The sequence below is a fragment of the Loktanella salsilacus genome, assembly GCF_024206795.1.
GTDB classification, from domain to species: domain Bacteria; phylum Pseudomonadota; class Alphaproteobacteria; order Rhodobacterales; family Rhodobacteraceae; genus Loktanella; species Loktanella salsilacus.
In genome coordinates this window covers 178173-195311 of the sequence record NZ_CP072994.1, presented here as the reverse complement: position 1 = coordinate 195311, position 17139 = coordinate 178173, and the positions used below count along the sequence as shown (strand labels likewise).

Genomic DNA, 17139 nt, shown 5'->3' with positions numbered 1-17139 from the left:
GGGGGCTCCTTATTTCTTCTTGCCAGCAATGGCCTTAGCGGGGCCTTTGCGGGTGCGAGCGTTTGTGTGCGTACGCTGACCGCGAACGGGCAGACCACGACGGTGACGCAGGCCGCGGTAGCAGCCAAGGTCCATCAAACGCTTGATGTTCATCTGGGTTTCACGACGCAGGTCACCTTCAACAGTGACGTGCTCGTCGATGTATTCGCGGATCTTCAACACTTCAGCGTCGGACAGATCGTTCACGCGGCGCGTGACGTCGATGCCAGTTGCTTCGCAGATCTGTGCTGCAGTCGTGTTGCCGATTCCGGCAATATAGGTCAGGGCGATTGGAACCCGCTTTGCAGTCGGGATGTTTACGCCGGCAATACGTGCCACGTGAGCTTTCCTTTTCGTTGCGGGTCCGTGATACCAGACCCTTTTTTCACAACGCAGGCCCGACCGAACGTGCGGCGGGCCCATGTCATATAAGGTAATCCGTAACGTTTGGGTGCGACCCTAGCCACGGCAGTGATTCCCTTGCGGGATGGGGGTATCTAGAGGCGTGCTGGCCGGGGGTCAAGCCCCCAACCGAACAGTGCCGTCATAGGGATTTTTTGATCTGCGCCGCAACTTCGTCCATGCTGGCCAAACCATCAACCGACCGCAGGTCACCGCGGGCGTAGTAATAGCCGACTAGCGGACTAGTTTGCTTGTAATAAGCCAGCAGACGCGTCTTTAGGCTTTCTTCGTTGTCATCGGCGCGGCGAACAAACTCGGCTTTTTGGCCGCAGCTGGTGCAAACGCCATCACTCGGAATTGGCTTGGTCGCGTCGTTATAGACTTCGCCGCAATTCCCGCAGGTCGATCGCGCCGTGATCCGCGCAACAAGCGCATTATCGTCGACCTTCATCTCGATCACGCGATCAAGGTTCTCGCCCAGCTCAGCCAGTAAATTACCAAGTGCATCAGCCTGTGCCAGCGTCCGGGGGAAGCCGTCAAAGATGTAGCCGTTCGCCGAATCGTCATTGGTCAGTTGCTCGCGGATCAGACCGATGACGATTTCATCGGTGACCAGCTCGCCGCGATCCATGACATCAGCGACGCGCTTGCCCATTTCAGTGCCAGACGTGCGGGCGGCCCGCAGCATATCACCCGTGGAAAGCTGCACCATGCCACGTTCGTCAACGAGACGACGCGCTTGTGTTCCTTTGCCCGCCCCCGGCGGTCCTAATAGGATAATATTCATCGACGCGCCGGTCCCCTCCGCTTGCTCGCACCACGCTTGCCACGTAGCTGCGATTTTTCAATCAGTCCCTCGTACTGGTGTGCCAGCAAGTGAGACTGAATCTGTTGTATCGTATCCATCCCTACCGAGACGATAATCAAAACCGAAGTGCCACCAAAGTAGAATGGCACAGCAAACTGGCTACGGATGATTTCCGGCAACAAGGCGACAAGCGCCAGATAGCCAGAGCCCAAAACCAGAATGCGAGTTACGACATAGTCAAGATATTCGGCCGTCTTCTTGCCCGGACGAATGCCTGGAACAAAGCCGTTTTGGTTCTTCAAGTTATCCGCGACCTCATCGGTCTTAAAGGCGACCTCGCGGGTATAGAAGTAGGTAAAGAACACGATCATGATCGTGAAGAACAACAGATAAAGCGGCTGACCCGGGCCAAAGTAGGCCAGCAGCGTCGACATCACGACGTTGGTCGATCCACCAGAGAACGTGCTGATCGTCGTCGGCAGCAGAAGCAGAGCCGAGGCAAAGATCGCAGGAATCACGCCAGCCGGGTTCACCTTGATCGGCAAGTGGCTAGAGGAGGCATCATAGACCTTCATGCCGCGTTGCTGACGGGGGTACTGGATGTGGATCTTGCGCAAGCTCCGCTCCATGAACACCACAAATGCCAGAATTGCGATGACCATTAAGATCACACCGACAATGACGAAGGGGCTAATTGCACCAGACCGGCCCTGAGACAGGAACTGCGCCAAAGCAGCCGGCACCTCGGCAATGATGCCGACGAAGATGATCAAAGAGATACCGTTACCGATGCCGCGGCTGGTGATCTGCTCACCCACCCACATCAGGAACATGGTGCCGCCGACGATCGTAATCACGCAAGCTGCGGTAAAGAACAGGCCAGGGTTCGACGCAAGGCCGCCCGCTTCCAGTGACTTTGCAAGACCATAGGCCTGCGCCGTTGCCAGCAGAACCGTGCCATAGCGCGTGTACTGGTTCATCTTGCGACGCCCCTGCTCACCCTCTTTCTTGAGGTTCTTCAGTGGCTCCCACATGGAGCCCAGAAGCTGCACAATGATCGAAGCCGAGATATACGGCATGATCCCAAGGGCAAAGATGCCCATCCGGGAGAGCGCACCACCGGTGAACATCGAAAGGATGCCACCGATACCAGCAGCCGCGTCGTCCATAAAGGCGCGCAGCTGGATGCCGTCGATGCCGGGAACCGGAATATACGTACCAAGGCGGTACACCATCAGCATACCAATGGTGAAAAGGATACGGCTGCGCAGCTCTGTCGCCTTGCCGAAGGCGCCCCAGCTCATGTTGGCGGCCATTTGTTCTGCAGCGGATGCCATGCAAGTCTCTTTTATATGAAAAACGCCGCCAGTCGGATGTCCCGGTGGCGGCGTTTGGGAAAACTCAGACCCTATCTAGGCGACGAAGCCGTCGCCCGCAAGCGATCAGGCCGCTTCAGTGCCAGCCTTTGGCTTAGCAGTCACAGTCACGCTACCGCCGGCTTTTTCGATTGCCTCGATTGCGCCTTTGGATGCACCGTGAACGACCAGCGTGATCTTGGATGTGATCTCGCCTTTTGCCAGAACGCGGATACCGTCCTTCAGACGACGGATCAGGCCGGATGCGATCAGCGCATCTTCGGTCAGGTCGTTCTTAGGATCGATTTTACCTTCGTCGATGAACTTCTGGATCAGGCCCACGTTCACGACCGAATAGGTCTTTGCGTTGATGTTGTTGAAACCGCGCTTAGGAAGACGCTGGTACAACGGCATCTGACCGCCTTCGTAGCCACCGATCGAAACACCCGAACGGGACTTCTGACCTTTGATACCACGACCACCGGTCTTACCTTTGCCGGAACCTGGGCCACGGCCAACGCGCTTGCGACGGTGGGTTGCGCCTTCGTTGTCGGACAGTTCATTCAGCTTAAACATTGTCGCTTCTCCTTTAGCCGGAGGACCACACCCAGCGACGGGAACGTGGCACACGGCATTACATATGAATCGGCACCCGAACGGGAGCAGACTGGCGGCGTATAGCGTTGGCGCATTCCTGCGTCAAGGAACCGAATCTTGGATCGCACTATTTGCCCCCTGCCCTGCTAGCCGCCTTAAAATCCGACCGACTTAACGCAAAACGCCCCGGCGGTAGCCGAGGCGTTCATCATCATGCGGATGTTTTAAGTTTAAAGGCCGTAAGCGGACTGCTTGGCGATTTCCGCAATGTTGTTACGGCTGATACCGATGTCGGCAAGCTCGCGTGGGCCCATGGCGCTTAGTTCGTTATAGACGCGGCGATAGACAGCGCGCTGCGCACGGCGGTCGCGCAGGTCTGCGATGGTGTCGATGATGACCTGACCAAAGGTCGAGCCGGAAACGTGCGGTGCGAGAGTGTTCATATTTGCCATGATGGCGTCCAATCTATGTGCGGGCCATTTGGTGTTTTGGCCAAACAGTTCATTTCGTTTGTAAGGCTCATCTAGGCCCCGCAACCGAGTCGGACAATCGCTAGAAACTGCGGGCTGTTATGCGCGAAACGCATAGCATTTAAGCAGTTTATAAACGCTGAATTTACACTCTGTCAGAAACGCAAAACGCCCCAAGGTTTCCCTCGGGGCGTTCCGACAGTTCTCGCAACCAAATGGTCGCTGGCAGCTTAGCCGCGTTCTTCGATGATCTTAACGAGGTGCGGGATGCTGTTGACCATGCCGCGGACGGAAGGTGTATCTTCCAGCTCGCGCTCACGGTTCATTTTGTTCAGGCCGAGGCCGACCAGCGTTGCACGCTGAACGGCGGGGCGACGGATCGGAGAACCGATCTGCTTGACGACGATTGTTTTAGCCATGCTCAGATCTCCTTACGCGTCAGCCGAAGCTTCAGCTTCGGTGGCATTGTGGGCCACGTCGCTTTGCTCGGTCACGTGATCGTCACGCTTGGGCAGAATGTCGGCGACTTTCTTGCCGCGACGCTGCGCCACAGAGCGGGGCGATTGTTCTTTGTTCAGGCCTTCGATGGTGGCCCGGATCATGTTGTAGGGGTTCGACGAACCGATGGACTTGGACACAACGTCCTGAACACCCAGCATTTCGAACACAGCACGCATTGGACCACCGGCGATGATACCAGTACCAGCTGTTGCTGCACGCATCACAACGCGGCCAGCGCCGTGGCGGCCTTCCATGTCGTGGTGCAGAGTCCGGCCGTCCTTCAGGGCGACGCGAATCATCTGACGCTTAGCTTGCTCAGTTGCCTTACGGATCGCTTCGGGGACCTCTTTGGCCTTGCCCTTACCGAAACCGACGCGGCCTTTTTGGTCGCCGACGACGACGAGTGCGGCGAAGCCAAAGCGCTTACCACCCTTGACGGTCTTGGACACGCGGTTGATGGCGACCAGACGATCGGCAAATTCCGGTGTTGCTTCTTCGCGAGGACGACGGTTCCCGCGCTGTTCACGTTCTGCCATGTGTGGCATTCCTTATCTTGGTGGCTTGCGCCGCTTGGGTCGATCGCAGTGGGACAAAAAGCCCCCCGATCATCGAGGCGGACACCCTAACGGGCATCCGCCTTCACTTTAGCTTAGACTTTCAGACCAGCTTCACGCGCGGCGTCGGCAACTGCCTTCACCTTGCCATGAAACAGGAAACCGCCACGATCGAAGTACGCGGTTTCGACACCAGCTGCCTTGGCACGCTCTGCAATAGCAGCGCCCACCTTCTTGGCAGCTTCGATGTTGTTCTGACCAACCACGCCCAGTGCTTTTTCGAGAGTGGAAGCGGACGCAAGCGTCACGCCGTTCACATCGTCGATCAGCTGGACGCTGATGTTCTTGTTGGAACGGTGAACCGACAGGCGCATACGCCCGGAGTTCACAGCCCGCAGTTTGTTCCGGACGCGCATGCGGCGCTTCAGAAACAGAGTTCTTTTGCTGTTTGCCATGATATGCGTCCTTACTTCTTCTTACCTTCTTTGCGGAAGATATACTCACCTTTGTACTTGATGCCCTTGCCCTTATAGGGCTCGGGTGCACGCCACTCGCGAATATTCGCGGCGACCTGGCCAACAAGCTGCTGGTCGATACCTTCAACAATGATTTCGGTCTGCTTAGGGGCCGTCACAGTGACGCCCTCAGGCACTTCGAAGTTCACATCGTGGCTGTAACCGAGCGCCAATTTCAGGACTTTGTCGCCCTGCATTGTTGCACGATAACCAACGCCGTTGATTTCAAGTTCTTTCTTGAAACCAGTGGTGACGCCGGTGACGAGGTTTTCCACCATCGAACGAGACATGCCCCACTGCTGACGAGCGCGCTTGGATTTGCCGCGCGGCGTCACAGTGATTGCATTGTTCTCGACCGAGAAGGTCACGTCGTCGGTTGCCTTAAAGGAACGTGTCCCTTTAGGGCCTTTTACTTCGATGGTCTGGCCGGAGACTGTCGCCTCAACCCCGGAGGGCAGCTCGACCGGCTTCTTACCAATACGAGACATTATGCTCTCCTTAGAATACGGTGCAAAGCACTTCGCCGCCGACGTTGGCTGCGCGTGCATTTGCATCAGACATCACACCTTTAGAGGTGGAGACAATCGAAACACCGAGGCCCTGACGGACGGACGGCAGATCATTGACGGCCATGTAGACGCGACGACCGGGCTTAGAGACCCGCTTCACTTCACGAATGACGGCATCGCCTTCATAGTACTTGAGGCTAATGTCAAAGGCGGGGTGACCGTCCTTGCCATCTTTCGCCTCATAGCCGCGGATGTAGCCTTCGTCGGCCAGCACATCCAGAACCCAGCCACGCAGCTTGGACGCAGGTGTTTCCACCACGCTCTTGCCGCGCATTTGGCCGTTACGGATGCGTGTCAGCATATCACCGATAGGATCGTTCATAATAAATTCTCCTTACCAGCTCGACTTGACCATGCCGGGGATTTCGCCATTGGAACCAAGGTTCCGCAGCGCGATCCGGCTGATCTTGAGTTTGCGGTAATAGGCGTGAGGACGCCCGGTCAACTGGCAACGGTTGTGCAGACGCACGGCAGAAGAGTTGCGCGGCAGTTTGGCCAAAGCCATAGTTGCCTTGAAACGCTCTTCGACGGGCTTCTCTTGGTCGTTGATGATCGCTTTCAGAGCCGCACGCTTCTCAGCATACTGCGCCACCAGCTTTTCGCGCTTCTTCTCGCGCTCGATCATGGATTTCTTAGCCATATCTAATATTCTCCCAATCAGCTGTTGAAGGGCATGTTGAACGCTTTCAACAGGCTCTTGGCTTCAGCGTCGGTTGCTGCGGTGGTGCAGATCACGATGTCCATGCCCCAGTTCTCGTCGATCTTGTCGAAGTTGATCTCGGGGAACACCAGGTGCTCTTTCAGACCGGTGGCATAGTTGCCACGGCCGTCAAAAGACTTGCCGGACACGCCGCGGAAGTCGCGGATACGCGGCATTGCGACGGTGATCAGACGGTCCAGGAATTCGTACATCTTGTCGCCACGCAGGGTAACTTTCGCACCCAGCGGCATGTCCTCACGAACGCGGAAACCAGCGATGGATTTCTTAGCGCGTGTGGTCAGGGCCTTTTGGCCGGCGATTGTGGACAGATCTTCCTGAGCGGATTTGGCTTTTTTGCTGTCACGGACAGCTTCAGCACCACAACCGATGTTCAGAACGATTTTGTCCAGCTTTGGAACCTGCATTTGGTTCTTGTAGCTGTACTCTTCCGTCAGCGCAGCGCGGATCGTATCGATATACTGCTGCTTCAGGCGCGGGGTGTAGTTTGCTTGATCGAGCATCAGAGTGCATCCCCTGTGGTCTTGGCAAAGCGCACCTTGTTCTCGCCGTCCATACGGAAACCGACGCGAGTCGCTTTACCGTTGGCATCGACCAGCGACAGGTTGCTCAGCTGGATCGGCATCGCCTTAGGCGTACGACCGCCTTCGGACGACTGCGACTGCTTGGCGTGACGGATCGAGATGTTTACACCCTCGACGATCGCTTTGCCAGCTTTCGGATCCACAGATTTAATCTCGCCGGACAGACCTTTGTCCTTACCAGCAAGCACGATGACTTTGTCACCTTTGCGAAGTTTGGCAGCCATTACAGCACCTCCGGCGCAAGAGAGATGATTTTCATGAAGTTCTTGGCGCGCAGCTCACGAACAACTGGTCCGAAGATACGGGTACCAACTGGCTCGTTGTTGTTATTCAGAATAACAGCAGCGTTGCGATCGAAACGGATCGCGGTGCCGTCTTCACGGCGAACTTCTTTAGCGGTGCGTACGACGACGGCCTTACGGACGTCACCCTTCTTTACGCGACCACGTGGAATAGCTTCTTTGACCGACACCACGATGATGTCACCCACGGAAGCATACCGGCGGTGCGAACCGCCCAGAACCTTAATGCACTGAACACGGCGAGCGCCGCTGTTGTCAGCAACATCCAGGTTGGTCTGCATCTGGATCATTTGGTTACCTTTCGACCTTTAAGGCGCTTTGTCGATTTCTGTCCGACGGGCCCTAGGGTTTCGTTAAACTGTTGATGGCGCAGCTTAAGCTGCGATCACTTCCCAGCGTTTCGTCTTGGACTTAGGCGCACATTCCTGAATGCGAACCTGATCGCCAACGTTGAACGTGTTGTTCTCGTCGTGGGCGCGGTATTTCTTGGACTTCCGCACAGTCTTGTGCAGCAGCGGGTGCTTAAAGCGACGCTCGACCGAAACGGTCACAGTCTGCTCGTTCTGGTTCGACGTCACGACGCCTGTCAGGATACGCTTAGGCATTCTTTAGGCCTCCGACTTGGCAGCGTCTGCTGCTTTTTGGTTAAGAATCGTTTTCACGCGAGCAGCGGAGCGACGTGCGTTCCGGATGCCTGCGGTGTTTTCCAGCTGGCCGGTCGCCTGCTGGAAACGCAGATTGAAGGACTCTTTCTTAAGATTTACAAGCTCTTCCCGAAGTTGGTCGGGCGTCTTGTCACGCAGTTCGTTGGCGTTCATGCCATTTCCTTTCAACATCACTGGAGGGCCCAAAAGGGTCACCCGTCGTCCAGTGGAGTTCACGATGAAGCGCTCCTCTACAGGTGTTGCACCCATGTGGCAACCCCTTAGACCACTGTAAACTAGGGTTTCGGCTTGCGCTGCCATCGCTTTGGGTCGAGGGTTAATTTCGCACTAATGGCCCCGGCCAAATTGAAAGGTTTTAACCGTGATAAAGATTTCCCTAGCCCTCTCCGCCCTGATGGCTCTGACGGCCTGCAACTCGTTCGACCCCGTCGCAGCCGCCGCCCAAGATGCCCACAACGAAGCGCTAAAGCAGACCGTTTCACCAGAAGGCCAGTCCCTGCCCGAAAACATCGCCTCGCAGCGCGTTGTCGCTCAGTAACCGAACTGTGGCTTGTTGAATACGGGCCGCGATGCAGTATCTGCGCATATCTGCCTTTCGCGGTTTTAGGGATTCGATAAGATGGCGTTCAGACCTCTCCTTGCCTTTTGCGCTCTATCCGTGGCCTTGCAAGCCCACACCGCATCAGCCGGGGCCTGCGACTACAGACTAAGCTCCCTGATCGGCAAAGGCTCCGCCGCGGTCGCATCCACCGGAAGCAGCGTGACCAGCGCTGCTGGCAATGCCCTTGGGTATTACACCTTAACCGACGCCGCGACCGGGGCGTCCTTGTTGGGGTCGGCCGCCGTTAGCACCTCGGCGGCTGGGGCAGCGGGTCTGGTGGCAAGCACCGGATCCGGTCTTGGCGCAGCAGGCGCGGCACTGGTGTCACCGATCGGGATTGCGGTTGGCGTGGTCCTTGCCGTTGGTGTCGCGGGATCCGAAGGGTACTGCTACTTTAAGGATGAGCGGATCACCGAATACGATGATGTGCTCAGCGTAGTGCAAAGCCTCGCGGCGAACGCAGACCCGCTCTATTTCGAGCTTATTGAACCAAGCACCCCGCTCGCTAAGCAAGCGATCTTGATCATTGCCGATAGCACAGGCGCATTTACGAAGTATGAGGTCGCCAAGCTTTATATCGTCAACGGAGCCCTCAAGTATCGGGCTCCGCTGCGGGACAAGACGATCGGCAATATCAGCCTTGATATCGTACCGGCAGCAGCAGAGTAATCAATCGCCCCAGCGATAGTTAAAGCTCACGCTGATCCGGTCTTCCTCTGCCATGTTCATCGGCACCTCGTGGCGCAGCCAGCTTTCCCACAGCAGCACATCACCCACGTCCGGGGCGACATAGATGAACTGGCGCAGCGCCTCCTCTGCCCCCTTCACGCGGCCAGGAGAGGCCATCATCATCGGCAGACGCGGGTCTTCAAACTTGATCGCAGAGGTGCCCTTGGGCATCGCAACATAGGTCGTGCCAGAGATGACGGAATGCGGGTGGATGTGCGCCGTGTGAATGCCGCCCTCTGGCAGGATGTTGATCCACAAATCTTCCAGCTTCAGCTTCTTATCGCCCAGATCGAACGCCAGATCGACCGCAAAGGATTTGACGTGCTTATCCAGCGCTTTCTTCAGCGTCTTAAAGATCGGCATCCGCCACGGCAGGTCGGTCAGCGACGCGTAAGACGTGTAGCCCGGAAAGTCGTGCTCGTCGCACCACGCCTGCCCTGCCTCATCATCCTCGGCAATGGACAGACATGTCGCCTCCAACTCGGCGGCGTCGATGGGTTTGCCATGCTCTGACAGCTTGGCGCGATAAAGGCGGGTCACGAAGAGTGATGAAATATCTGACATGCCCCCGTCATATCGCAGCGCCAGAGCTGTGGCGAGAGCAGACTTACGCATCTTGATTTGGGTCAAGGCTGCTTGAGCGGCAGCAGGCTAGAATAGCGAGGTAAAAAGGAGACAACGATGTCCAACACACCCCACGAACTATCCGAAGAATTCCCCGCGCAAGCCGAGCAGCTGAAGGCCCTGCGCGCATCAAACGCGCACTTTGCAAAACTGACTGACGAGTACCACGAGGTAAATCGCGCTGTTCACCGGGCGGAAACTGACGTGGAGCCCACCACAGACGAGCATATGGCTGACATGCGCAAGCAGCGCCTGCATTTGAAAGATCAGATCGCTGCGGCACTTTCAGCCGCCTGACCTCAAGCTCACCATTGAAACGAAAAAGCCCCCGCCGATCACTCGGCGGGGGCTTCTTATTTCAGAAGGGCGATAAGCCCGACTTTTTACCAGTCTTCGCGAACGACCGTGCGGGTCTTGATCGGAAGCTTCATCGCAGCAAGGCGCAGAGCCTCGCGTGCAGTGACTTCGTCAACACCGTCGATTTCGAACATCACGCGGCCAGGCTTAACCTTGGCTGCCCAGAAGTCGACAGAACCCTTACCTTTACCCATACGAACTTCGACGGGCTTAGAGGTGACGGGCAGATCCGGGAAAATACGGATCCAGACGCGGCCTTGACGCTTCATGTGACGCGTCATGGCACGACGTGCAGCTTCGATCTGGCGTGCAGTGATCCGCTCGGGCTCAATCGCCTTCAGACCATAGGTGCCAAAGTTCAGGTCAGACCCGCCCTTTGCTTCGCCATGGATCCGGCCCTTGTGCATCTTGCGGAATTTAGTGCGCTTTGGTTGCAGCATCTTGTGTTACTCCTTAGCGATCACGGCGCGGGCCACCAGGACCGCGCGGGATAGCGCCTTCCTGAAGCTCGGCGTGCTTGCGATCATGTCCGGTTGGGTCGTGCTCCATCAGCTCGCCTTTGAAGATCCAGACCTTGATCCCGATGATGCCATAGGGGGTCATTGCTTCGTACAGCGCATAGTCGATGTCGGCACGCAGCGTGTGCAGAGGCACGCGGCCTTCACGGTACCATTCGGTCCGTGCGATCTCGGCGCCGCCAAGACGGCCAGCCAGGTTCACACGAATGCCCAAGGCACCCATACGCATGGTGTTCTGCACGGCGCGCTTCATAGCACGACGGAAGGACACACGACGCTCAAGCTGCTGACCGATGTTTTCAGCAACCAGGGCTGCGTCCATCTCGGGCTTGCGCACTTCAACGATGTTCAGGTGCAGTTCGGACTTCGTCAGTTTGGCCAGTTTCAGACGCAGACCTTCAATGTCTGCACCTTTTTTGCCAATGATGACGCCCGGACGTGCTGCGTGGATCGTGACGCGGCACTTACGGTGCGGACGCTCGATGATCACGTGGCTGATGCCAGCCTGCTTGCACTCTTTGCGGATGAACGCCTTGATGGCGAGGTCTTCCAGCAGCAGATTGCCGTAGTCCTTGGTATCTGCATACCAGCGGCTGTCCCAGGTACGGTTGACCTGCAGACGCATGCCGATGGGATTGACTTTGTTACCCATTATGCTTGCTCCTCAATCTGGCGTACCAGGATTGTGATTTCCGAGAACGGCTTGACGATCTTGCCGAACCGGCCACGAGCCCGCGGACGACCGCGCTTCATGATCAGGTTCTTGCCCACATAGGCCTCGGCGACGACCAGTTCATCGACGTCCAGGTTGTGGTTGTTCTCGGCGTTAGCGATAGCCGACTGAAGGCACTTCTTCACGTCGCCAGCAATACGCTTCTTGCTGAAGGTCAGGTCCGTCAGGGCCTTCTCAACCTTTTTACCGCGGATCAACGCAGCAACCAGGTTCAGCTTTTGCGGGCTGGTACGCAGCATCCGCAGCTTTGCGCGGGCTTCGTTGTCGGCCACGCGGCGGGGATTTTTGTCCTTGCTCATGGCTTACTTCCGCTTCGCTTTTTTGTCGGCTGCGTGACCGTAATAGGTCCGTGTCGGGGAATACTCACCGAACTTCTGACCGATCATGTCTTCGCTGACGTTGACAGGGATATGCTTCTTGCCGTTGTACACACCAAACGTCAGGCCCACAAACTGGGGCAGGATCGTGGAGCGACGCGACCAGATCTTGATAACTTCGTTGCGGCCGCCTTCGCGGACCGCTTCGGCCTTCTTCAACACATAAGCGTCGACGAAAGGGCCTTTCCATACAGAGCGAGCCATATTAGCGGCCTTTCTTCTTCTGGTGACGCGAACGGACGATCAGACGCGAGGACGCCTTGTTCTTGTCGCGAGTCTTGTTGCCCTTGGTGCCCTTGCCCCACGGGGTGACCGGGTGACGACCACCGGAGGTCCGACCTTCACCACCACCATGCGGGTGGTCGATTGGGTTCATAGCGACACCGCGAACGGACGGACGCACGCCATAGTGGCGCATACGACCGGCTTTACCGAGGTTCTGGTTGCTGTTGTCAGGGTTGGACACGGCACCGATGGTGGCCATGCATTCCTGACGGACCAGACGCAGTTCGCCCGAGGACAAACGGATCTGAGCGTAGCCGCCGTCACGACCAACGAACTGGGCATAGGTGCCAGCAGCACGAGCGATCTGGCCGCCCTTGCCTTGCTTCAGTTCGATGTTGTGAACGATGGTACCGATCGGCATGCCAGAGAAAGGCATAGCGTTGCCTGGCTTGATGTCAGCTTTGGCCGACGCGATGACCTTGTCACCGATCGAAACACGCTGAGGTGCCAGGATGTAATTCTGTGTGCCGTCTTCGTACTGGATCAGCGCGATGAAAGCGGTGCGGTTCGGGTCATATTCGATCCGCACGATAACAGCGGACATGTCCAGCTTGTTACGCTTGAAATCGACGATGCGGTAAAGACGCTTAGCGCCCCCACCAATACGACGCATGGTGATCCGTCCGGTGTTGTTCCGGCCGCCCGATTTCGTAAGACCCTGAGTAAGGGCCTTAACGGGACGTCCTTTCCAAAGCTCCGAACGGTCGATCAGCACCAGCCCACGCTGGCCCGGCGTCGTCGGTTTGTACGACTTTAGTGCCATGTTTCTGTCTTCCGTTTGCTTGGCGGCGCCTCTTGCGAGGTGCCTGAAGTGAAGGGCCCCGAAGGTCCCAAAGAATAAACCAAACGGCCCCGGAACGAATCCGAGGCCGGGTGATTGGCGGCTGATAGCAGGGAGGGGGTAGGCTGGCAAGGGGGGCAAGCCTGACTCACAATTGCTTCATCCGGTTTAGTTCCAAAAGACGGCGGGCTCGGCAACTCCACGATCAACACTAGCTGCAGTTAATAGAGTGGCCAAAGCAGGATTAGCTGAGTGTCGCAGAAACACTTTGTAACCTGGAAAAATCTTATCGTCCAACTGAATACACTTTCCAAAAGAGCCGATCAAATCAGTGCAAGCTTGCATAGCTGATAGAATGATATCGGCTAGCCATGGCCTAAGCGACACTAAATTTGCATTAAGATAGTGAAAGTCCTTCCAAATAAATTTAGAAAACAGTTCATCACATGGATTAACAGCGAACCCACGTTCATCAACGAATATATGATTGACCCCCTTCGTTCCATGCACAATAGAATCCCGATTAGCCCGCAACCTCATAAAAAATTCAGAATGACGGACATACTCATTAGCTACGTCAGCAGGCAGTAAATACTTCGCTATAATGTCGGGTTTCGACCGCAATTTACCACTGCTTTCTATCACTTTGCGGAATGTACCAGGAAGCTTATTTTGTTTCTTTAACGCATTTGAGTGCAAATCGATAAGCTGAACGTGATCGTTCCAAAACCGAGACATAATCTCCTGCGTCAAATCAAATGTGGACCTAATATTGACGAGCATGCCCTCTATTTCGGTTGATATGAACGAAGAGAGTAACACCGGATCAATTAAATTACGATTGTAAAACAAATGATCGATCTTAGCGGCATGAACAGCCAAATTTCCAAAATCGTCAGCGAGGGCGCTTGAAAATGACCTAAGGCTGGCGTAACTAAAATACTGATTAAAAAGATTAAGAAGCTCAAAGCCAAGATCATCAGATCTTGCCGCATCTCCATTAGAAAGATATTCGCCCGAAGCAATGTCATGTATTTGCATTTTCTGCAAACACGCGTCGCCGGTCAAAAACCACATGTGCCAGTCCCCATCTCTCCAGACAGGCAAGAGAGGCACATCACGTGTCTTTAGCGCCGATACGTCAAGGTGCTCGAGCTTCAATAACTCCGACTGCTTGATGTTCATTTATTCCCACTCCTACGACTCTTGTTACTCAGTGGCAGCTAAATAACAGAATAAAAAAGGCCCCCCGCTTTCACGAGGGGCCTTCTTCATTCTAACCGTAAAGCCAGCCTTACAGACCGGTGGACACGTCGATGGAATTACCCTCTTCGAGCGTCACATAGGCCTTCTTGACGTCCTTACGGGTACCAAGCGAGCCGCGGAAGCGCTTCACTTTACCTTTGGTGATCGTCGTGTTGACGGCCTTGACCTTCACACCGAACAGGGCCTCAACGGCCTGCTTGATCATCGGCTTGTTGGCGTCGATTGCCACCTCGAAAACAACACCGTTGTTCTCGGATGTCTGGGTCGCCTTTTCCGTGATGATCGGCTTGCGGATCACGTCGTAGTGTTCTGCCTTCGCGCTCATTTCAGTCGAGCCTCCAGTGCTTCGAGACCGGCCTTCGTGATGACCAAGGTATCGCTTTTCAGAATATCATAGACGTTCGCGCCCATGGAGGGCAGGACGTCCAGATTGGCCAAGTTGCGCGCTGCGCGGGCGAAGTCAGCGTTGACCTCGGCACCATCGATGATCAGCGCACGCTTCCAGCCACGATCGTTCACGTGCTTTGCCAGCGCCGATGTCTTGGCGTTGTCGACAGCCAGTTGGTCGATCACGACCAGCTCGCCAGCCAACAGCTTAGCGGACAGCGCGTGACGCAGACCCAGCTTGCGGAACTTCTTGGTCAGCTCGTGGCCATGGCTACGCGGGGTTGGACCCTTGTAAACACCACCGTGACGGAAGATCGGCGCGCCTTTGGAACCGTGACGTGCGCCACCGGTGCCTTTTTGGCGATAGATCTTCTTGGTCGAGTAAGACACATCGGAACGGCCCAGCGTGGAGTGTGTACCCTGCTGTGCGTTGTTACGCTGCCAACGGACCACACGGTGCAGGATGTCCGCACGCGGCTCCAGTCCGAAGATGGCGTCATCCAGTTCCACGGAACCAGCGGATGCGCCGTCGATCTTGATTGCATCAGCCTTCATTTTTGTCACCCTCGTTTGCGGCGTCGTCCGCCGGGGTTTCGTTTGCGGCCTCAGCTTCAGCTGCCTCAAGTGCGGCCTGCTCTGCTTCAGCGGCGGCCTGTGCGGCTGCTGCTTCTGCAGCGGCTGCGGCTGCTGCTGCTTCTTCGGCCAGACGCTTGGCTTCGTCGTCCATGGACTTCAGGCCAGCTGGGTACATCACGCCTTCGGGTGTCGCCTTTTTGACGGCATCCTTAACAGTGACCCATGCGCCCTTGGAACCGGGAACAGCGCCTTTGACCATGATCAAGCCGCGATCGGGGTCGGTCTTGATGACCTGCAGGTTCTGGGTGGTAACACGAGCGGAGCCCATGTGACCGGCCATCTTTTTACCTTTAAAGATGCGGCCCGGATCCTGACACTGGCCAACGGAGCCGTGCGAACGGTGCGACACGGAAACACCGTGCGACGCGCGCAAACCACCGAAGTTGTGACGCTTCATGGCACCCTGGAAACCCTTACCGATCGATGTGCCGGAGATGTCGACAAACTGACCAGCGAAGTAGTGGTTCGCAGTGATTTCTTCGCCAACGGCGATCATGTTTTCGGTCGCAACGCGGAATTCAGCAACCTTGCGCTTTGGTTCCACATTCGCCTTGGCGAAGTGGCCACGCATTGGCGCGCTGACGCGCTTTACCTTGGCTGTGCCAGCACCCAGCTGAACGGCTGTGTAGCCGTCACGCTCGGGCGTACGCTGTGCGACGACCTGAAGGTTTTCCAGCGCAAGAACGGTCACCGGGATCTGGCGGCCGTCTTCCATGAACAAGCGGGTCATGCCCAGCTTCTTCGCGATCAATCCTGTACGGAGCATATTCAATATCCTCCTTAAACGCTGATCTGCACGTCCACGCCAGCGGCGAGGTCGAGCTTCATCAGGGCGTCAACGGTCTGCGGAGTCGGATCGACGATATCAAGCAAACGCTTGTGCGTACGGATCTCGAACTGGTCGCGCGACTTCTTGTCGATGTGCGGACCGCGCAAAACGGTGAATTTTTCGATCTTGTTTGGCAGCGGGATCGGGCCACGAACCGAAGCGCCGGTGCGCTTAGCGGTAGAGACGATCTCTGCGGTGGAAGCGTCAAGGACGCGGTAGTCAAACGCCTTCAGGCGGATGCGGATGTTCTGGCTGGCTGCCATGTGACATCACCCTTCAACTAGGGCTTAGATCGGAGAGGAGGAGACAGGCTCATCCGGCCCCCTCGTCGCGTCTTATGGTAACTTAAAAAGGGCACGCAAAGCGCACCCTTGGTGAGTTGCTGGCCGTATAGGGTGAGTCGGGCGGTGTGGCAAGGGGGGTTCTTGCCCTGCAACGCCACACTATGCCCCCTAGCCTTCGTCGCGGGCCTGCTGCCTTCGCCTAATCGCGGCGTCAACTCGGCGTTGTCGCACCGGCGTGTCCACGGCAAGCTTAGGGATCGCAAATGGTTTACCCGCTGCGTCCACCGCAACCATCGTAAAATAGCATGAATTGGTATGTCGGCGCGTTCCATCGCGGATATTCTCCGCTTCAACCCTGATACCAATCTCCATGGATGTGCGCCCTGCGTAGTTCACGCTCGCCCGAAATGTGACCAATTCCCCCACTGCGATCGGTTCCTTGAACACCACGCGGTCAACCGAAAGGGTCACCGCGTATTCACCCGAATAGCGAGACGCACAGGAGAAAGCGACGCGGTCTAACAAGTTCAAAAGCGCGCCTCCGTGAACCTTTCCACTGAAATTTGCCATATCAGGCGTCATCAGAACAGTCATTTCTAGCTCTCTGCGGTCCATGTATTCCCTTTCGACGTCGAAGCGCTCATCGCAATGCT

31 protein-coding genes are annotated in these 17139 nt (G+C 56.3%); 3 read left to right on the top strand and 28 right to left on the bottom strand.

Translation table 11 applies throughout. The features are described 5' to 3' along the window. Positions 1 to 9 precede the first annotated feature (9 nt). From rpsM to rpmC, 16 genes are all read right to left on the bottom strand, one after another. Positions 10 to 378, bottom strand: coding sequence for a 30S ribosomal protein S13 (gene rpsM / locus KBW81_RS01025; RefSeq protein WP_090189672.1), 369 nt, complete (start codon positions 376 to 378; stop codon positions 10 to 12). Positions 379 to 583: 205 nt separating this feature from the next. Then, positions 584 to 1228 (bottom strand): adenylate kinase, encoded by a 645-nt coding sequence (locus KBW81_RS01020; RefSeq protein ID WP_254248028.1) that lies wholly within the window; start codon positions 1226 to 1228, stop codon positions 584 to 586. After that, complete coding sequence (gene secY, locus KBW81_RS01015; protein ID WP_245754222.1) at positions 1225 to 2586, bottom strand: preprotein translocase subunit SecY; 1362 nt, start codon at positions 2584 to 2586, stop codon at positions 1225 to 1227. Before secY ends, KBW81_RS01020 begins: the two co-directional genes overlap by 4 nt. Positions 2587 to 2691: 105 nt before the next feature. Further along, a complete protein-coding gene (rplO, locus tag KBW81_RS01010) occupies positions 2692 to 3180 on the bottom strand; it encodes a 50S ribosomal protein L15 (protein ID WP_090189675.1) in 489 nt (162 codons plus the stop codon). A gap of 251 nt (positions 3181 to 3431) precedes the next feature. Continuing rightward, positions 3432 to 3653, bottom strand: coding sequence for a DUF1127 domain-containing protein (locus KBW81_RS01005; protein ID WP_245754223.1), 222 nt, complete (start codon positions 3651 to 3653; stop codon positions 3432 to 3434). A gap of 248 nt (positions 3654 to 3901) precedes the next feature. Then, the gene (gene rpmD, locus KBW81_RS01000; RefSeq protein WP_090189679.1) at positions 3902 to 4090 is read right to left on the bottom strand and encodes a 50S ribosomal protein L30; all 189 of its coding nucleotides are present in this window, start codon (positions 4088 to 4090) and stop codon (positions 3902 to 3904) included. A 12-nt stretch (positions 4091 to 4102) separates the two neighbouring features. After that, complete coding sequence (gene rpsE, locus KBW81_RS00995) at positions 4103 to 4708, bottom strand: 30S ribosomal protein S5 (RefSeq protein WP_090189681.1); 606 nt, start codon at positions 4706 to 4708, stop codon at positions 4103 to 4105. A 113-nt stretch (positions 4709 to 4821) separates the two neighbouring features. Continuing rightward, positions 4822 to 5181 carry a 50S ribosomal protein L18 gene (rplR, locus tag KBW81_RS00990; protein WP_090189683.1) on the bottom strand — a complete coding sequence of 120 codons (360 nt, stop codon included), beginning with the start codon at positions 5179 to 5181 and terminating at the stop codon, positions 4822 to 4824. A gap of 11 nt (positions 5182 to 5192) precedes the next feature. Continuing rightward, the gene (gene rplF / locus KBW81_RS00985; RefSeq protein ID WP_090189685.1) at positions 5193 to 5729 is read right to left on the bottom strand and encodes a 50S ribosomal protein L6; all 537 of its coding nucleotides are present in this window, start codon (positions 5727 to 5729) and stop codon (positions 5193 to 5195) included. A gap of 10 nt (positions 5730 to 5739) precedes the next feature. Then, positions 5740 to 6132, bottom strand: coding sequence for a 30S ribosomal protein S8 (rpsH, locus tag KBW81_RS00980; protein ID WP_090189686.1), 393 nt, complete (start codon positions 6130 to 6132; stop codon positions 5740 to 5742). A 12-nt stretch (positions 6133 to 6144) separates the two neighbouring features. Next, complete coding sequence (rpsN, locus tag KBW81_RS00975) at positions 6145 to 6450, bottom strand: 30S ribosomal protein S14 (RefSeq protein ID WP_090189688.1); 306 nt, start codon at positions 6448 to 6450, stop codon at positions 6145 to 6147. 17 nt (positions 6451 to 6467) lie between these two features. Continuing rightward, positions 6468 to 7031, bottom strand: a complete 564-nt coding sequence (gene rplE / locus KBW81_RS00970; protein WP_254248027.1) for a 50S ribosomal protein L5 — start codon at positions 7029 to 7031, stop codon at positions 6468 to 6470. Then, complete coding sequence (rplX, locus tag KBW81_RS00965; RefSeq protein ID WP_090189692.1) at positions 7031 to 7336, bottom strand: 50S ribosomal protein L24; 306 nt, start codon at positions 7334 to 7336, stop codon at positions 7031 to 7033. Before rplX ends, rplE begins: the two co-directional genes overlap by 1 nt. Continuing rightward, the gene (rplN, locus tag KBW81_RS00960; protein ID WP_009574016.1) at positions 7336 to 7704 is read right to left on the bottom strand and encodes a 50S ribosomal protein L14; all 369 of its coding nucleotides are present in this window, start codon (positions 7702 to 7704) and stop codon (positions 7336 to 7338) included. The genes rplX and rplN overlap by 1 nt, the downstream gene beginning before the upstream one ends. Positions 7705 to 7788: 84 nt before the next feature. Then, the gene (gene rpsQ / locus KBW81_RS00955) at positions 7789 to 8019 is read right to left on the bottom strand and encodes a 30S ribosomal protein S17 (protein WP_090189694.1); all 231 of its coding nucleotides are present in this window, start codon (positions 8017 to 8019) and stop codon (positions 7789 to 7791) included. A 3-nt stretch (positions 8020 to 8022) separates the two neighbouring features. Further along, the gene (rpmC, locus tag KBW81_RS00950; protein ID WP_090189696.1) at positions 8023 to 8232 is read right to left on the bottom strand and encodes a 50S ribosomal protein L29; all 210 of its coding nucleotides are present in this window, start codon (positions 8230 to 8232) and stop codon (positions 8023 to 8025) included. Between the two features lie 208 nt (positions 8233 to 8440). Between rpmC and KBW81_RS00945 the strand changes: the two genes are divergently transcribed. Continuing rightward, positions 8441 to 8617, top strand: a complete 177-nt coding sequence (locus KBW81_RS00945; RefSeq protein WP_254248026.1) for a hypothetical protein — start codon at positions 8441 to 8443, stop codon at positions 8615 to 8617. Between the two features lie 222 nt (positions 8618 to 8839). Next, positions 8840 to 9349, top strand: coding sequence for a hypothetical protein (locus tag KBW81_RS00940; RefSeq protein WP_254248025.1), 510 nt, complete (start codon positions 8840 to 8842; stop codon positions 9347 to 9349). Here the strand turns inward: KBW81_RS00940 and KBW81_RS00935 are convergent, their stop codons facing one another. After that, positions 9350 to 9973 (bottom strand): TIGR02466 family protein, encoded by a 624-nt coding sequence (locus KBW81_RS00935; protein WP_254248024.1) that lies wholly within the window; start codon positions 9971 to 9973, stop codon positions 9350 to 9352. It abuts the gene before it with no gap. A gap of 117 nt (positions 9974 to 10090) precedes the next feature. Here KBW81_RS00935 and KBW81_RS00930 point away from each other — a divergent pair, with 117 nt between their 5' ends. Next, positions 10091 to 10330: a YdcH family protein gene (locus KBW81_RS00930; protein ID WP_090189703.1), complete on the top strand. Its 240-nt coding sequence runs from the start codon at positions 10091 to 10093 to the stop codon at positions 10328 to 10330. Between the two features lie 86 nt (positions 10331 to 10416). Here the strand turns inward: KBW81_RS00930 and rplP are convergent, their stop codons facing one another. From rplP to KBW81_RS00875, 11 genes are all read right to left on the bottom strand, one after another. Further along, the gene (gene rplP / locus KBW81_RS00925; RefSeq protein ID WP_090189705.1) at positions 10417 to 10830 is read right to left on the bottom strand and encodes a 50S ribosomal protein L16; all 414 of its coding nucleotides are present in this window, start codon (positions 10828 to 10830) and stop codon (positions 10417 to 10419) included. A 13-nt stretch (positions 10831 to 10843) separates the two neighbouring features. Beyond that, positions 10844 to 11560, bottom strand: a complete 717-nt coding sequence (rpsC, locus tag KBW81_RS00920; protein ID WP_090189707.1) for a 30S ribosomal protein S3 — start codon at positions 11558 to 11560, stop codon at positions 10844 to 10846. Continuing rightward, positions 11560 to 11940: a 50S ribosomal protein L22 gene (gene rplV / locus KBW81_RS00915; protein ID WP_090189709.1), complete on the bottom strand. Its 381-nt coding sequence runs from the start codon at positions 11938 to 11940 to the stop codon at positions 11560 to 11562. Before rplV ends, rpsC begins: the two co-directional genes overlap by 1 nt. A 3-nt stretch (positions 11941 to 11943) precedes the next feature. Then, entirely contained in the window at positions 11944 to 12222 is a 279-nt protein-coding gene (gene rpsS, locus KBW81_RS00910; RefSeq protein ID WP_090189711.1) for a 30S ribosomal protein S19, read from the bottom strand. A 1-nt stretch (position 12223) separates the two neighbouring features. Continuing rightward, on the bottom strand, positions 12224 to 13066 hold the full coding sequence (gene rplB / locus KBW81_RS00905) for a 50S ribosomal protein L2 (protein ID WP_090189713.1): 843 nt from the start codon (positions 13064 to 13066) through the stop codon (positions 12224 to 12226). 186 nt (positions 13067 to 13252) lie between these two features. Then, positions 13253 to 14269: a hypothetical protein gene (locus KBW81_RS00900; protein ID WP_254248023.1), complete on the bottom strand. Its 1017-nt coding sequence runs from the start codon at positions 14267 to 14269 to the stop codon at positions 13253 to 13255. Positions 14270 to 14378: 109 nt separating this feature from the next. Then, positions 14379 to 14675: a 50S ribosomal protein L23 gene (locus KBW81_RS00895; protein WP_090189717.1), complete on the bottom strand. Its 297-nt coding sequence runs from the start codon at positions 14673 to 14675 to the stop codon at positions 14379 to 14381. Continuing rightward, positions 14672 to 15292: a 50S ribosomal protein L4 gene (gene rplD / locus KBW81_RS00890; RefSeq protein ID WP_090189719.1), complete on the bottom strand. Its 621-nt coding sequence runs from the start codon at positions 15290 to 15292 to the stop codon at positions 14672 to 14674. Before rplD ends, KBW81_RS00895 begins: the two co-directional genes overlap by 4 nt. Then, the gene (gene rplC, locus KBW81_RS00885) at positions 15282 to 16139 is read right to left on the bottom strand and encodes a 50S ribosomal protein L3 (RefSeq protein WP_254248022.1); all 858 of its coding nucleotides are present in this window, start codon (positions 16137 to 16139) and stop codon (positions 15282 to 15284) included. Before rplC ends, rplD begins: the two co-directional genes overlap by 11 nt. Before the next feature lie 14 nt (positions 16140 to 16153). Continuing rightward, complete coding sequence (gene rpsJ / locus KBW81_RS00880; protein ID WP_056032218.1) at positions 16154 to 16465, bottom strand: 30S ribosomal protein S10; 312 nt, start codon at positions 16463 to 16465, stop codon at positions 16154 to 16156. Positions 16466 to 16654: 189 nt separating this feature from the next. Next, positions 16655 to 17101, bottom strand: a complete 447-nt coding sequence (locus tag KBW81_RS00875; RefSeq protein WP_090189723.1) for an acyl-CoA thioesterase — start codon at positions 17099 to 17101, stop codon at positions 16655 to 16657. Positions 17102 to 17139: the final 38 nt, after the last annotated feature.

Bases quoted from the DNA above. Each gene is read 5' to 3' on its own strand.
- KBW81_RS01005 (WP_245754223.1), bottom strand. From the start codon at position 3,653: ATGGCAAATATGAACACTCTCGCACCGCACGTTTCCGGCTCGACCTTT.
- rplP (WP_090189705.1), bottom strand. From the start codon at position 10,830: ATGCTGCAACCAAAGCGCACTAAATTCCGCAAGATGCACAAGGGCCGG.
- rpsQ (WP_090189694.1), bottom strand. From the start codon at position 8,019: ATGCCTAAGCGTATCCTGACAGGCGTCGTGACGTCGAACCAGAACGAG.
- KBW81_RS00895 (WP_090189717.1), bottom strand. From the start codon at position 14,675: ATGAGCGCGAAGGCAGAACACTACGACGTGATCCGCAAGCCGATCATC.
- rpsE (WP_090189681.1), bottom strand. From the start codon at position 4,708: ATGGCAGAACGTGAACAGCGCGGGAACCGTCGTCCTCGCGAAGAAGCA.
- rplC (WP_254248022.1), bottom strand. From the start codon at position 16,139: ATGCTCCGTACAGGATTGATCGCGAAGAAGCTGGGCATGACCCGCTTG.
- rpsJ (WP_056032218.1), bottom strand. From the start codon at position 16,465: ATGGCAGCCAGCCAGAACATCCGCATCCGCCTGAAGGCGTTTGACTAC.
- rplN (WP_009574016.1), bottom strand. From the start codon at position 7,704: ATGATCCAGATGCAGACCAACCTGGATGTTGCTGACAACAGCGGCGCT.
- rplR (WP_090189683.1), bottom strand. From the start codon at position 5,181: ATGGCAAACAGCAAAAGAACTCTGTTTCTGAAGCGCCGCATGCGCGTC.
- rpsC (WP_090189707.1), bottom strand. From the start codon at position 11,560: ATGGGTAACAAAGTCAATCCCATCGGCATGCGTCTGCAGGTCAACCGT.
- rplO (WP_090189675.1), bottom strand. From the start codon at position 3,180: ATGTTTAAGCTGAATGAACTGTCCGACAACGAAGGCGCAACCCACCGT.
- rplX (WP_090189692.1), bottom strand. From the start codon at position 7,336: ATGGCTGCCAAACTTCGCAAAGGTGACAAAGTCATCGTGCTTGCTGGT.
- rplD (WP_090189719.1), bottom strand. From the start codon at position 15,292: ATGAAGGCTGATGCAATCAAGATCGACGGCGCATCCGCTGGTTCCGTG.
- KBW81_RS01020 (WP_254248028.1), bottom strand. From the start codon at position 1,228: ATGAATATTATCCTATTAGGACCGCCGGGGGCGGGCAAAGGAACACAA.
- rpsS (WP_090189711.1), bottom strand. From the start codon at position 12,222: ATGGCTCGCTCTGTATGGAAAGGCCCTTTCGTCGACGCTTATGTGTTG.
- rpsN (WP_090189688.1), bottom strand. From the start codon at position 6,450: ATGGCTAAGAAATCCATGATCGAGCGCGAGAAGAAGCGCGAAAAGCTG.
- rplF (WP_090189685.1), bottom strand. From the start codon at position 5,729: ATGTCTCGTATTGGTAAGAAGCCGGTCGAGCTGCCCTCCGGGGTTGAG.
- KBW81_RS00935 (WP_254248024.1), bottom strand. From the start codon at position 9,973: ATGTCAGATATTTCATCACTCTTCGTGACCCGCCTTTATCGCGCCAAG.
- rpsH (WP_090189686.1), bottom strand. From the start codon at position 6,132: ATGAACGATCCTATCGGTGATATGCTGACACGCATCCGTAACGGCCAA.
- rplV (WP_090189709.1), bottom strand. From the start codon at position 11,940: ATGAGCAAGGACAAAAATCCCCGCCGCGTGGCCGACAACGAAGCCCGC.
- KBW81_RS00875 (WP_090189723.1), bottom strand. From the start codon at position 17,101: ATGGACCGCAGAGAGCTAGAAATGACTGTTCTGATGACGCCTGATATG.
- KBW81_RS00900 (WP_254248023.1), bottom strand. From the start codon at position 14,269: ATGAACATCAAGCAGTCGGAGTTATTGAAGCTCGAGCACCTTGACGTA.
- secY (WP_245754222.1), bottom strand. From the start codon at position 2,586: ATGGCATCCGCTGCAGAACAAATGGCCGCCAACATGAGCTGGGGCGCC.
- rpmC (WP_090189696.1), bottom strand. From the start codon at position 8,232: ATGAACGCCAACGAACTGCGTGACAAGACGCCCGACCAACTTCGGGAA.
- KBW81_RS00930 (WP_090189703.1), top strand. From the start codon at position 10,091: ATGTCCAACACACCCCACGAACTATCCGAAGAATTCCCCGCGCAAGCC.
- rplE (WP_254248027.1), bottom strand. From the start codon at position 7,031: ATGCTCGATCAAGCAAACTACACCCCGCGCCTGAAGCAGCAGTATATC.
- rplB (WP_090189713.1), bottom strand. From the start codon at position 13,066: ATGGCACTAAAGTCGTACAAACCGACGACGCCGGGCCAGCGTGGGCTG.
- rpmD (WP_090189679.1), bottom strand. From the start codon at position 4,090: ATGGCTAAAACAATCGTCGTCAAGCAGATCGGTTCTCCGATCCGTCGC.